The sequence below is a fragment of the Natribaculum luteum genome (assembly GCF_023008545.1).
Classification (GTDB): domain Archaea; phylum Halobacteriota; class Halobacteria; order Halobacteriales; family Natrialbaceae; genus Natribaculum; species Natribaculum luteum.
The window spans coordinates 3,195,310-3,207,945 of sequence record NZ_CP095397.1 but is presented as its reverse complement, the minus strand read 5'-3'; the positions used below and the strand labels follow the sequence as shown (position 1 = coordinate 3,207,945).

Here is a 12,636-nt window from a genome sequence, read left to right as displayed (position 1 = left end):
CGGACTGACCGTCCTGGTGTCGACGTGGCGCTTCGAACCCGCTGAAAGAGCCCGCGGTCCCACGACGGAGATAGCCATGGTATCAGTCACCGAATTCTGAACGTTAGTTAAGAACAGTGTACTCTCTTCAGTTTCGAATCACCAGCGTTCGATTCTGGTAGCGACTCGTCCACTGTTTCGCCGACAACACGCGCGCATTTTACCGCCTTCGTCACCGCCCGTTGCCGGGCAAAACGCCTCACGTTCTCCGCGTCTTCGGTGTTACAGGGGATCCCTACCGCGAGAAGGCTGTCGTAACTGTACTGGTAGGGATCAGATGGAACGTACGATCGACGTGACGAATCCTCGAGACACTACCGCTCACTTGAGCGAGCCGACAACTCGCCGATAGGCCGATTTCGCCAGCGTCATCTCGAGGCCGGACGACTCGATCACGTAGTACGGCCGGAGGTCGCCGTTGAACTTCCCTTTGTACTCACAGAGTCGCTCGGTGTTCGCACCGACGAGGTCGTATCCCGTCACCGACTCGAGGTCGGGGTCGGTGACGAGGTCCTCGAGGATGACGCGGTGGAGGAGGTTGTTGACGCTAACGTTCTCGTAGGACGCGGTGACGCCGCCCTGCCAGTAGTACGCCAGGTCGTCGGAAAAGAGCGTGACGATTCCGCTTTTGTAGGTGCCGTCGGGGGTCCGGGCGACGTACACGCGCCACCGATCGTCGTCGAGCGCCGAAAGCAGGTCCCGCAGGAAGAGGCGGGACATGGGCGCAGTGTCGCCGTACTCCTCGTACTGGGCGACGACGTCGTCGTAGATCCGGAGTGCGGATTCGATCCCCTCCGTCTCGATCGAGAGATCGAGATCGTCGTACCGGCGCATCTCGTTTCTGAGGCTCTTGCTGAACCCTGCCATGGCGTCCTCGAGGTCGGTACAGCCCTCGAGGTCGACGACGTACGTGAACTCCGGCGTCACCGCGAAGTCGTTCCAGCCGTAGGGTCGCGGATCGGCGTAGCCAAGCGGACAGGTCATTCGGAACAGCGTCGACCGCCTGTCGACCTCGAGTTCGTCGACGACCGTCTCGGCCAGTCGGCTGTTGATCCGCTCGCGTTTGCGCCGTTTCGGACTGTTGGGGGTGACGATCGGCCCGAGACGGGGAACGCCGAGCGAGACGGGTGGCGAGAAGACCGTTCGCCCGATCGGTTTCTCGCCGACCGACTTCTCGTCGACGAACACCGGCAGCAGGCCGACCGCCTGCTGTCCCTTGTACGCGCCGTACAGGCGCAACTCGGCGTCGGTGTGCCTGTCGAGGACGGCGAGTGCGTCGGGGTCGTGAAACACCTCGACTCCAGATCTCGGCAGTACGTCGCCCCACTCCTCGAGATCCAGTCGTTCGATTTCCATGTGAGTCATCGTGCAGTGACGATTCGTTTTGTTATCACGTCGTTACCGCCTCGTAATCGCCTCCCTATTCGAGCGTCGTCGACGAGTGCCGACTGCGTGCTCTCGAGACACGGCTCGGGCCGCTTATCGCGCGAGCGTCGTCAGAATACGCCGCCAGTCGTCGCTCGCCTGCTCGAGCGAGAACGACGATCGAACGGCGGTCGCGTTCGCTGCGACGGATCGTCGATAGTCGGGGTCGTCCAGGAACCGCTCCATCGCCGCGGCGAAGGTCGCAGGCTCGCGGTCGGGGACGACGATGCCGTCGTCGCCGTCGGTGACGACGTCCGGAATCGAACCGACCGAGGGAACGATCGGTGCGAGGCCGGTCGCCATCGCCTCGAGCATCACCAGCGGGAGCGCGTCCCGACGCGAGGTGAGGACGAAGGCGTTCGATCGTCGGTAGTACCGGACGGGGTCGTCGACCCAGCCGGGGAGGTCGACACAGTCGTCTAGCCCACGTGCGACGATGGCGTCTGCGGCGTCCGCCCGAAGCGGTCCGTCGCCGACCATGGCGGCCCGGAACCCGGCTCCGGTCGCCTCGAGTTCGGCGAGCGCCTCGACGAATCGTATCGGGTCTTTCTCCGCGCTGAACCGCCCGACCCAGACGAAGTCGTACTCGGTCTCGACGTCCGCGTCCGTGGGGGCGTAGGTGTCGACGTCGATCGCGTTCGTCAGGATCTCGATGCGATCCCGCGACACGCCGAGGCGAGCGAGTCGTTCGGCGTGAGAGGGGCCGGGAACGGAGACGGCGTCGAAGCGACGGAACGCCCACCGCGGAATCCCGCCGTACCACTGGTGGGCGTGGTGGTCGAGGTCGATGCCGATGATGCCGAGGTGGGCGGGGTAGCCGTAGACGGCTTTCAGCGCGAGCGCGTAGAGTCCGTACGGGAAAAGCGAGATCGACGCGATCGCGTCGTACTCGTTTCTGTACCCCTCGTAGAGCGCGACGAAAAAGAGGGCGACGACGCGAACGAGTCGCGGGCCGACCTGCGGCGTCGGGACACAGTTCGCGTCGTCGACGTCGACCGTCGGATCGAGACACACGAGCGTCGTCCGGTCGGCGACGTCCGCGAGCGGCCCGTAGTGGCGGTCGTTCTTCTGTGACAGTCCCGTGACGACGAGCACGCGAGCGTCCTCGGGGTCGGGACTGGTCCCTCGAGCGTGCCGACGCCGACTCGCGGCCGTCGACGCGCTCGCCTCGCCGTCCGGGTCGAGTGACGTCCGGGTCGCCTGCGTGCTCGAGCGGCTCATGATCGTGTTGCCGTCTGCAATCTGTCGCCGTTCGAACCCGACCGTTCCGTAGCGGCCAGCAGGAACTCCGACAGCGCGTAGGCCATCCAGGCCTGACACCACCGCATCAGCGTCACCCGTTTCGTGTGGTACCGGTACTGTCGGTAGTAGAACCGTCCCTCCTCGACCTGCAGGTTCGCGAGCACCCACCGGAGGATCCGCTCGGCGAACTCGAGGTCGCCCTCGCGGGTGAACACCAGCAGTCCCTGCGTGCTGGCGTGGATATCGCGTGGATAGGCGTTCTCCTCGTCGAAGTTCGGGGCCCCGTTGGGCTCGAACAGCTCGTGGCGGTAGAACTCGAGGGCGTCGGCGAGCGTGTCGGCGTACCGATCCGCGTCGACGACGTCGCGATATCGCTGGAAGGACTCGACGACGAACCCGTTGTGGTGGTTGTCCATCGACAGGTGCGACGACGACGCGGGAATCCGGTAGGGCCAGCCGCCGAGGTCGGTCTGGTGGGCGGCGACGTGATCCAGGATCTTCGTCGCCCGCTCGCGGAGGTCGTCGTCCCCGAACCGTTCGTACAGGTCGACGAGCATCTGTGCGCCGAGTGCGGCCGCGTTGATGGTGTAGGAGTCCGACGGGTGGTTCATGTGGTAGTCGATCTTCGCCCCCGCCGGAACCTCCCGGTAGTTCAGGTCCTCGACCAGAAACGAGGTCGCCGTCCGAGCGAGCTCGGCGTACTCCTCGTCGAGGTGGGCGGCACGCAAGAGGGCTTTGACCGCGTACGTGGTCGAGACGATGTCGGCGTCGTTCGGTACTCCTTTGGTGTGGAGGTGCTGGATCTCGTGGCGGTGACCGCCGCAGAATCCGCTGTACCCGGTGCATCGCTCGTCGACGAGCCAGTCCGCGAGTCGCTTTGCCTCCGCTGTGGGGTCGAACCCGACGTCGACCGACGAGTGGCGACCGGCCGTCAGCGCGTGGTAGTTCAGGTTCGCCATCGTAAACAGCGCGGCGCCCTTGTAGTTGCGACGCTCCTCGACGAGAAAGAGCGGCCGAATATCGACCGGGGCGCGCTTTACGGTCTCCTGGACGGCCAGGTTGAGCCACCTGTTCTCGAACGGGAGGCCCTGAAGGAGTCGACTACTCAACCCATCCCCGTAATCCGGACCGACGTAGTCTCGCCGACGGGCGTACTCGAGCGTCGCGTCGAGCACCTCGAGGTACCGGTCAGATGCCTCCTCTCGACGTCGCCGTGGCGTGCCGGTAGCCGCCCCCTTCGCCGGCGATCGGGCGTCTCGTAGCGACTCGAGCGGAGCGAGCCCGTTCAGAAGGCTCTGTACGGCAGGTTCCGGAGGTCGTCGTCGCACGTTCATCTACGGACACCTCGAAATCGATTCACATTACTATACGCTCGTTACCGATCGTCCCCGGTTCACTAGCGGCCAGGTTATCGACGCCCGCTCGGCGGGTGGTGTGGACATGAGCGCCATAACAAAACGACCGATCGTGTACTCTGCACCCGGATGAGGTATTTGATTTTCGCGAACACGCCGGCGCACGTGCACCTGTACAAACACGCCGTGCAGTCGCTTCGCGAGCGGGGACACGAGGTGCTCGTGCTCGCCAGGGATTACGGCTGTACCGTCGACCTGGTCGAGTGGTACAACCTCCCACACGAGGTCTACGGCTACTGTGACACCTCCAAGGGGTCGCTGCTGGCTCGCCTGCCCGGTCACTACTTGCGAGCGATACGGTACGCACGACGGTTCGACCCCGACCTCGTGTTCGGGATGGGTGGATACGCGGCACACACCGGCGCGTTGCTGGGCGTGCCGACTGTCCTGATCATCGACTCGGAAACGACGACGATCGACCACGCGATCTCGACGCCCTTTGCCCGCGCCGTCCTCACGCCCGACACGATCCGGAAGGAGCTGGGTGACTCACACTACGTGTTCTCGGGGTTCAAAGAGTGTGCGTACCTCCACCCGGACGTGTACACGCCGGATCCGACGGTTCGCGATCGGCTTGACCTCGAGTCCGACGACCCGTACGTGATCCTCCGGCTGAACGCGTTCGGGTCGCACCACGACGTCGGACAGAAGGGGATCACGGACGCTCGCCGCCGTCGGCTGATCGAGACGGTAAGCGAGTACGCGACAGTCTTCGTCTCCGACGAGGGCGACGAGATGGCGTTCGACGACCTCCCGGCGCGGCCGTTCGATCTCCACCCGGCGCTGATGCACGACGCGCTCGCCGAGGCCGACCTCCTGATCGCCGACACGCAGACGATGGTCACGGAAGCTGCGCTCCTCGGGACGCCCGCGATTCGCTCGAACTCCTTCGTCGGCGACTCGGACATGGGCAACTTCCTCGAGCTCGAAGAGCAGGGACTGATCTACAACGTCGCGGCGTTCGACGAACTGCTCGAGCGGGCAGAGGTGTTGCTCCACGCGGACGGTGTCGAGGAGGAGTGGCGACGACGGCGCGACGAGTACGTCGCCCAGAAGAGCAACCTCACCGAGGTCATCGTCGACGTCGCGACGGCCCGCGGACGCGTCGCGGGACTCGAGTCGGTTCGCCCGTTCGGGCAGCCTCGAGAAGAGCCAGTCTCGGCCGACGCGGAAGAACGCGAGCGGCGACGTCGGCGGCGTCAGTCGCCGTCGCCGGAAAATCGATAGCCAGGTCGTCTACTCGCTGCTCCTTCTCGTCGTCCATAGCCAGACGATCGCCAGCAGCGCGCCGACGCTCCCGACGATCCCGAACCCTCGCATAGATTCGGGGTCGTCCTCGCCACCTGTCGAGCTCCCCCCCGTCCCGCCGCTCGATTCGAGGTTCTGTCGCTGTTCGGCGACGGCCAGCGACGAGACAGTCGAGCCCTCCGCGACGAACTGGTAGGACTCGTTCGATTCGTCGTGGACCGACGTCGGTACCTGTCGCCACTCGTCGCCCGCCCGTTCGTACAGTGCGAGGTCCTCCGGTTCGACGCCGCTCTCCTCGAGTCGGTCTTTCTCGACGCTGAAGACGATCGTCGTCTCGGTCTCCTCGGGTGTGCCGTCGCCGGTGACGGTCAGCGAGGAGAGCGTCTCGGCGTCGTCCGGGGCCGATTCCGTGTGGCGATCCGCGAACGTGACCGAGAACGGTTCGCCTTCGGTCGTCACGCCGACCTGCTCGAACCTGACGCCGTCGTCCGGCCCGGACGAGGGCCGGAGGAAGACCTGATCGCCGTCGTCGCCGTCACCGACGGTCGCAGTGAGTCCGTCGTCGGTCTGGTCGTACGTGATCGAGGGGTCGTCGCACGTTCCAGAGCGGATGGTCACCGGCTCCTCGAGCGACGGAAGCGACGTCCGGTCGGGGTTCTCGGCGCTGCCCGAGAGCACGTCCCAGTCGGTGATGTCGCCACCGACGACGGTATCGTCATCGGCGGGGTCGAACTCGGCGTCGTCGTTGAACGCTGGATGGATCGTCACGGCGAACTGGCCGTCGAGTCCACCACGGATCGCTCCGCCGTCGGTCCGGTGCTGCGTCCAGATCCACGACGCGGACGCCCAGCCGTCGCCGGCGTCGAACGTCGCCGTCGCGCCCGAGTAGTCGTCGTCCTGGACGACCCACTCGGCCTCTCGAGGCAGCCCGACGAACTCGAACGTGGCCGCACCGCCGCCGGTGTTGCCGTCGAGTCGATCGTTGACGACGACGAGACTCGTGCCGTTTGGCCCCTCGTGGAGGAAGAGCTGACTGGTGTCGTCCTCCTGGAGGTGGGTGGTGCCGTAGGAGCTGTACAGTCGGTCGACCGACGGCGGATGCGTCTCGTGGTTCCGGTAGTCGTAGAACTCCTCGACCGTCTCGCCGGACGACAGCGGTTCGATCGGTTCGCAGAACGATCCCTGTTCGACGACGTAGGAGTCGGCCGTCTGTGCGGCGGCGACGTCCGCGGAACCCGGCTCGGCGACTGCAGGGTGATGCGTTCCAGCGGCGATTCCACCGATCGTCGACGTGACGATCACTATCGCGACGATGAGTGCTGTTCCTCTCATGGCGTTATTCGGTCGAGTTTGTCTCGATTGGCGTGCGATCGTCTGCGTTCGCGTTCGTACCGACGGGCGTCGCTTCCGGTTCGGAAGCGAACTCCCGGTAGAGGTCCCGGGGTGGCCCGACCCACGCGTCGAGTTCGAGCGCCCGTTCGACGAGCCAGCGGTAGAGCTTCCGGTACCCCGGAAACTCCCGTTCGTTGAAATAGCGCGGGTGCCAGAGGGCCGTCACGACGGCGTCGTTGGCCGCTGCCTCGAGCATCAGTCGTTCACACGCGGCCCTGGCGTCGTCGAACTGCGTGCCGGGGTCCGGGAGTGCCTCCTCCATGATTGTCAGGGGAAACACGAGGAAGTCGTCGCCGAACGGACGGAGCGGTCGGTAGCCGTCGTGGAAACCGACGTCCGTACTCGAGCCGAGACTGGCGTCGTAGCGAAGCCCGACGGCCCGGTGGTGACGCCAGGTGTCGGGCACCGAGAGTCGGAGGTAGTGTTGTCGCCCGCCCACGACCGGGCGGCCGAGAACGGCCTCGAGTTGCGCTTTCTCTTCGCGGAGCCGGTTGCGGTCGTCCGGGGAGTGGTACGACCCGTGGAGGCCGACTTCCCACCCGCCGGCGTCGAGTTTCCGGACCGCGTCGACGATCTCGGGAGCGGTGATGTCGTACCGACCGAGGTGTTGGACCCAGTTCGTCGGGGAGAGCCAGTCGCCGACCGGCCGGTCGGAAAGCAGGTGCTGTTCGTTCAGGAAGTAGAAGGCGGACCGAACGCCCAGGCGATCCTCGAGCGCCGCGATCTCCTCGAACTGCCAGTAGGGGTTCGTCGACGAGAGCGCGGTCCGCAGGTGGTACGTCGGCCGTTCCTGGGTCGCGTAGTACAGCGACCGGATTCCTTTGTACGGCCGGTCGACGTCGTGAGTGAGACAGAGGGCGAACGACGCGTCCGACGGTAGCGGGGATCGCTCTCGCCGACACTCGTCGGGCAGATCGATCGTCGTCCGTGAGCGGGGCCCGTCGTCCATGTTCACTCGACCTCCCGCTCGAGTTCGGCGACGATTCGCTCCGCTGCGTTGCCGTTCCCGTAGAGGTCCGGCTTCGACGGTGGATCGGCAGCGGTGTAGACGGCGTCGACGATCCGTCCCGCGTCCGCGCCGACGAGGACGTTCCAGCCCGCCTCGACCGTCTCTCGCCACTCCGTCGTCTCGCGCAACGTGACACACGGCGTGTCCAGGTAGAACGCCTCCTTCTGGACGCCGCCGGAGTCCGTCGCGACGCAGTCGGCCTCGCTGACGAGTTGGACGAACGTCAGGTAGCCGGCGGGGTCGACGACGTCGATCCCCTCGGCCGCCCGCGCCCAGAGGCCGTGTTCGTGGAGGGCGTCGACCGTGCGCGGGTGGGCAGGGAAGACGACCGGTTGCGGGATCCGGCACAGGCCGTCGACGATCTCCGAGAGTCGGTCCGGATCGTCCGTGTTTCCAGCTCGATGGACCGTCGCGAGCACGTACTCGTCGGGAACGTCGATCCCGTCGGGGTCGACCGCGTCCAGTCGATCGCGGACCTCCAGGAGCGTGTCGTACATCACGTCACCGGGCACCGAGACGCCGTCGGCGATCCCCTCGCGCTCGAGGGTGCGCGCGGCGTCTCGACTGGGTGCAAAGAGGAGATCCGAACAGTGATCGGTGAGGATCCGGTTGACCTCCTCGGGCATCCTCATGTCGCCCGATCGGAGGCCGGCCTCGACGTGAGCGAGCGACGGCGACGTCTTCGCGGCCACGAGCGCACCCGCGAGCGTCGAGTTCGTGTCGCCGTAGACGAGCACGACGTCGGGACGCTCGTCGGTGACGATCCGCTCGAGTCTGGCCATCATCTCCGCGGTCTGGCGGGCGTGCGGGCCCGACCCGACCTCGAGATTGTAGTCCGGTTCGTCGAGTTCGAGTTCCTCGAAGAATACCCTCGAGAGTTCCGGATCGTAGTGTTGGCCGGTGTGGACGAGTGTCTCGTCGTGGCGCGGACGCAACCGCTGTGAGACCGCGGCGGCCTTGACGAACTGTGGCCGGGCACCGACGACAGAGAGGACGTTCATCGATCACCCCTCCCGACGGGCTCGTTCACGCGCGGTTGCAGTCGCTCGTTCGCGAGGCGGTCGAAGACCATCGCGAGCGTGACGAACAGGCCGCTGAGCAATATCACGATGACTGACAGCATTCCCTGAACTGAGACGACGCCGGCCGACGCCAGCGACCAACCGGCGAAGAAGACGCCGGCGCCCGCACCCGCAAGTCCCAGTGCGAGCAGGAAGACGAGCGGGTGGAAGTCGGCGACGACGTACTTGGTATTGTACCGCCAGATCGACCGCTGTAACAGCAGCCACGAGAGTTTCGGAACGAACGTCGAGTACCTGATGTGGCTGGTCTCGTCCCCGTACTGTGACTCCATCTCGACGTCCTCGATGCGCATATCGTGGACGTTCAGGTGGACCAGCAGATCGTTACAGAACCCGTACCCGTCGTAGAGGCGATCGACGTCGATCGTCTCGAGTGCGCGTGCGGAAATCGCGGTGTAGCCGTTCTGGGGATCGTTCATCCGCCAGTAACCGCTGACGAACTTCGTGAGGAAAGTGAGCACCGTGTTGCCGAACAGTCGCCAGGTTGACATTCCCTCGCGGTGTTCGCGACTCGACAGTCGGTTTCCTTTCGCGTACTCGGCCCGTCCCTCGACGACCGGATCGATGATCCGATCGAGGATCGACGGGTCCATCTGTCCGTCGCCGTTGATCACCGCGACGACGTCCATTCCGTCCTCACACGCCCGCGCGTACCCCGTCTTGATCGCGCCGCCGACGCCTCGATTTCGGTCGTGGCGAATCGCCTCGATTCGCGGCGAAAACACCTGGCCGCCGTCGGCGTGAATCTGGTTGGAGTAGACGGTCTCCGATCGATTGTTGACGCGATCCGCGGTCCGCTGGATCTCCTGCCACGTGTCGTCGGTCGATCGGTCGTCGACGACGTACGCTCGGTCGACGAACGGTGGAAGGGTTTCGATGACCTCGCCGACGAACCCTGCCTCGTTGTACGCAGGGACCACGACGCCGACTGTTTCACCTTTATACATGACTGTTTTGAACCCTTCAGATGCTTTTAGAAAGAAGGGTTTAGTAAATAGCAGCCTTCCGTACGTTCACCGTAAAAACGAGAGTTAGGGCGCTGTTACTTCGATGACGGCGCGACTGTCAGCTGTACACGACGAACGGCCCGGTTCAGGGAACGTACTCGTTGGCGATCTCGCCCGGCGTGATCAACTCGAGATCACCCGCAGACCGGTGTTCCGCGAGACGCGAGGCCATCGCCTCGAGCGCCGAGGCGTCTTCCTGGTCCATCTTGTAGAAGACGATCGTCGTGATACCGCCGTGTTCGGCCGTCCAGTCGAGGATGTCGACCAGCTGGTCAGCGTTGAGGTTTCGCTGGCCCGCATCCGCGGAGATGCGCGTGATGTTGAGCCGGTTGCTCGCCCATCCCTGTGACATGTACCGTCCCGCGAAGCCGAGATCGTAGTTCTCCCCGACGAGTTCGTACATCTCCGGGTCGTACCGGCCGCCGGGGAACGCGAAGTACTGCGCGTCGTCGTAGCCTTTGTCCTCGAACCACGCGAGGGGATCGAGGATATCCGATTCGACCTGGTCGGAGTCGACCCGGTGTAGCTGGAGACCTCGCGCACCGACGGTGCCGAGCGACCAGCCAGCGTCCACGAGTTCGGCCAGTTGGTCCTCGGTCATCCGATCGCCGCTCGCCTCGTCGGTGATGCGAATCCTCTCGGGAGCGACGAACGTCGCTCCAGTCAGGTCGTACTCTTCCATGATCGGGAACGCGTGCGTGTAATCCGACTCGAACCCGCCCTGGAACTGCACCATCACCCGGCCGTCTTCGACCCCGGGGACGAAGTGCAAGTCGTCGACCCAGAGGTGACTCTCGTTGTCGTCGCCACCCGAGAAGGTGATGTGGATCTCGGTGATCTCGTTGAGGTCGACGTCACCGGTGACCTCCGTGTGTCCGAAGTTTTGCCTGACGAACGGCTGTCCATCGTAGGTGTACTGAAGGAACTGGTGGAAGTCACCGCCGGCGTCCTGGAGCTGGATCACCACGTTCGTCGAACTGTCGGTCGAGAGCGCCAGGCCGGGGACGACGCCCTCGACGTCGATCGGCTCGGACAGTTCGCGGACGATTCTGGCCTGGGTCTCGGACTCGGCCATCGACAGGTGGGCCGACTGAGACCCCATCGACATGCGCTCGCTGTCCGCCTCGAGCGAACCGGCGACAGCCTCCCACGCGCTCAGGTCCTCGAAGTCGTCGAAGGTGCCGACCATCTCCGGCAGGTCGTCGTCACCGCTGGGATCGTCGCCGTCACCGTCGGTTTCGTTGCCGTCCGACTCGTTCGGTTCGTCGGGGTCGTCGGTGTCGTCCGTCGTTCCAATACCGCCCGCGCAGCCGGCGATCGCGATCGCGGCGGTCGTCGACGCAGTCGCGAGGTATGTACGTCGTTTCATGCGAGACCGTATCGACTCCGAATCCATCTCCCCTCATTGTTATGGGGGCCCGACCGTCCCACGGTCGACCGCGCGTGGAGACGTGACGTACACCTGCGACGATCCACACGTATAGCCCGCCCAGTTCGACCGAGGACCGACGTCAGCGTCGCTGCTCGTCGAGCGATCAGCCCCAGATCCGTCGTCAAGCCAGACTGTGCGGACAGTCTACGACGTGCCACGTTGGCTGTAAGAGTCAGTTTCGAGGAGATGAGACGTCGGCTACTCCCGGTACGATTGCCATACAGTGTCCGGTTCCAGCAGTGACGAACTGTGCCGTGAGACTCAGTAGTATGATGGAACGGGAAACCGGCCGCCGGTACGCCCAGGGTAGCACCGAGAGCGGGTCCTACTCGGCAGCGAGAAGCGACGCCAGGACAGACCGGGCAGCGGGGGCGATCGATTACTCGAGCGCCAGCGCCGTCTCCACCTCTGGCGTGGCGAGCAGCGACCGAACGCCGTCGACGACGCTCGAGCGCTCGACCGTATTCTCCATCAACACGGTCTCGCTTGGAAACAGGCGATCACCGAGAACCAGACCGTGCTCACGTGCGGTGGACCCCGTCACTGTCAGGTAGACGCCCAGTCCGGTCTCCGCGATCGCCGCCTCCTCCTCGACGTTCGTCGGAGGGTACTCGAACGTCACGCCGTCGAGCGCCCTCGTCCCGAGGACGGCCTGGACGAGCCGCTCGTATCGCGGCACGATACACAGCGGCCCGGTGTACTCCTCGAGGAAGTCACGATCGAGCGACGTCGAGGACGGTACGGTCTCCGGCGTCGCCATCAGTGTGTGATACACCGTATCGCCCAGACCCGTCACGACCCGGACGTCGGTCTCCGACGGATCGATCCGAGCGTTGAGGTCTGCGATCTGATCGAGCGGCTCCGGGCGGAGGTCGACGACCTCCTCCAGGATCAGGTCCGCACTGTCGAACGCGAGGGCGAACTCGTGGGTCCGGAGCGCGCGAAACGGCTCCTCTCTCCCGACGAGCTGTAACACGGTGCCATCCGGGACGCCGGGGATGCCGGCGATCGGCACGTTCACGCTGTCGAAGACGATTCGACGCGGCTTGCCGGCGCGGTCGTCGCGGACGAGGGTATACTCCGGTTCAGTCGGATCGTCGACGTTACTGTAGGTAGCGAGACGATGGTACACGTCGTCGGTCTCCGCCTCGAGCGTTCCTTTCGTGACGGCCTTCTCGTGTCGAAGCGTCGAAATGACGTCGTCCGCGAGCGACGCGACGTCGAGCCGGCGTGCCAGCCGATCGAACACCGACTCGAGCGGACGCCCTTTTCGTGGGACTGCTACTGGAATCGTCTCGCCCATCGGGCAGTAATCGAGGGCGTACGCCTAAACGCGTTGCGTTTC

Annotated in this window: 10 protein-coding genes; 1 reads left to right on the top strand and 9 read right to left on the bottom strand. The window is 65.0% G+C overall.

Translation table 11 applies throughout. The features are described from left to right. Positions 1-360: 360 nt before the first annotated feature. The 3 genes from MU558_RS16645 to MU558_RS16635 all read right to left on the bottom strand — a co-directional run bounded on the left by MU558_RS16645 (position 361) and on the right by MU558_RS16635 (position 4,040). The gene (locus MU558_RS16645) at positions 361-1,395 is read right to left on the bottom strand and encodes a GNAT family N-acetyltransferase (protein WP_246969289.1); all 1,035 of its coding nucleotides are present in this window, start codon (positions 1,393-1,395) and stop codon (positions 361-363) included. A gap of 123 nt (positions 1,396-1,518) precedes the next feature. Then, on the bottom strand, positions 1,519-2,685 hold the full coding sequence (locus tag MU558_RS16640; RefSeq protein ID WP_246969286.1) for a glycosyltransferase: 1,167 nt from the start codon (positions 2,683-2,685) through the stop codon (positions 1,519-1,521). Then, positions 2,682-4,040, bottom strand: a complete 1,359-nt coding sequence (locus MU558_RS16635) for a prenyltransferase/squalene oxidase repeat-containing protein (protein ID WP_246969283.1) — start codon at positions 4,038-4,040, stop codon at positions 2,682-2,684. Before MU558_RS16635 ends, MU558_RS16640 begins: the two co-directional genes overlap by 4 nt. Before the next feature lie 150 nt (positions 4,041-4,190). Between MU558_RS16635 and MU558_RS16630 the strand changes: the two genes are divergently transcribed. Next, positions 4,191-5,348, top strand: a complete 1,158-nt coding sequence (locus tag MU558_RS16630) for a DUF354 domain-containing protein (RefSeq protein ID WP_246969280.1) — start codon at positions 4,191-4,193, stop codon at positions 5,346-5,348. Positions 5,349-5,357: 9 nt separating this feature from the next. Here the strand turns inward: MU558_RS16630 and MU558_RS16625 are convergent, their stop codons facing one another. From MU558_RS16625 to MU558_RS16600, 6 genes are all read right to left on the bottom strand, one after another. Then, positions 5,358-6,701 (bottom strand): PGF-pre-PGF domain-containing protein, encoded by a 1,344-nt coding sequence (locus MU558_RS16625; RefSeq protein ID WP_246969277.1) that lies wholly within the window; start codon positions 6,699-6,701, stop codon positions 5,358-5,360. 4 nt (positions 6,702-6,705) lie between these two features. Then, on the bottom strand, positions 6,706-7,710 hold the full coding sequence (locus tag MU558_RS16620; RefSeq protein ID WP_246969274.1) for a polysaccharide deacetylase family protein: 1,005 nt from the start codon (positions 7,708-7,710) through the stop codon (positions 6,706-6,708). Positions 7,711-7,712: 2 nt separating this feature from the next. After that, the gene (gene wecB, locus MU558_RS16615; RefSeq protein ID WP_246969271.1) at positions 7,713-8,771 is read right to left on the bottom strand and encodes a non-hydrolyzing UDP-N-acetylglucosamine 2-epimerase; all 1,059 of its coding nucleotides are present in this window, start codon (positions 8,769-8,771) and stop codon (positions 7,713-7,715) included. Further along, a complete protein-coding gene (locus MU558_RS16610; protein ID WP_246969268.1) occupies positions 8,768-9,799 on the bottom strand; it encodes a glycosyltransferase family 2 protein in 1,032 nt (343 codons plus the stop codon). Before MU558_RS16610 ends, wecB begins: the two co-directional genes overlap by 4 nt. A gap of 145 nt (positions 9,800-9,944) precedes the next feature. After that, on the bottom strand, positions 9,945-11,228 hold the full coding sequence (locus MU558_RS16605) for a polysaccharide deacetylase family protein (RefSeq protein ID WP_246969265.1): 1,284 nt from the start codon (positions 11,226-11,228) through the stop codon (positions 9,945-9,947). Between the two features lie 442 nt (positions 11,229-11,670). Next, a complete protein-coding gene (locus tag MU558_RS16600) occupies positions 11,671-12,594 on the bottom strand; it encodes a phosphoribosyltransferase HisG-related protein (RefSeq protein ID WP_246969262.1) in 924 nt (307 codons plus the stop codon). Between the last annotated feature and the right edge of the window lie 42 nt (positions 12,595-12,636).

Bases quoted from the DNA above. Each gene is read 5' to 3' on its own strand.
- MU558_RS16645 (WP_246969289.1), bottom strand. From the start codon at position 1,395: ATGGAAATCGAACGACTGGATCTCGAGGAGTGGGGCGACGTACTGCCG.
- MU558_RS16640 (WP_246969286.1), bottom strand. From the start codon at position 2,685: ATGAGCCGCTCGAGCACGCAGGCGACCCGGACGTCACTCGACCCGGAC.
- MU558_RS16635 (WP_246969283.1), bottom strand. From the start codon at position 4,040: ATGAACGTGCGACGACGACCTCCGGAACCTGCCGTACAGAGCCTTCTG.
- MU558_RS16630 (WP_246969280.1), top strand. From the start codon at position 4,191: ATGAGGTATTTGATTTTCGCGAACACGCCGGCGCACGTGCACCTGTAC.
- MU558_RS16625 (WP_246969277.1), bottom strand. From the start codon at position 6,701: ATGAGAGGAACAGCACTCATCGTCGCGATAGTGATCGTCACGTCGACG.
- MU558_RS16620 (WP_246969274.1), bottom strand. From the start codon at position 7,710: ATGGACGACGGGCCCCGCTCACGGACGACGATCGATCTGCCCGACGAG.
- wecB (WP_246969271.1), bottom strand. From the start codon at position 8,771: ATGAACGTCCTCTCTGTCGTCGGTGCCCGGCCACAGTTCGTCAAGGCC.
- MU558_RS16610 (WP_246969268.1), bottom strand. From the start codon at position 9,799: ATGTATAAAGGTGAAACAGTCGGCGTCGTGGTCCCTGCGTACAACGAG.
- MU558_RS16605 (WP_246969265.1), bottom strand. From the start codon at position 11,228: ATGAAACGACGTACATACCTCGCGACTGCGTCGACGACCGCCGCGATC.
- MU558_RS16600 (WP_246969262.1), bottom strand. From the start codon at position 12,594: ATGGGCGAGACGATTCCAGTAGCAGTCCCACGAAAAGGGCGTCCGCTC.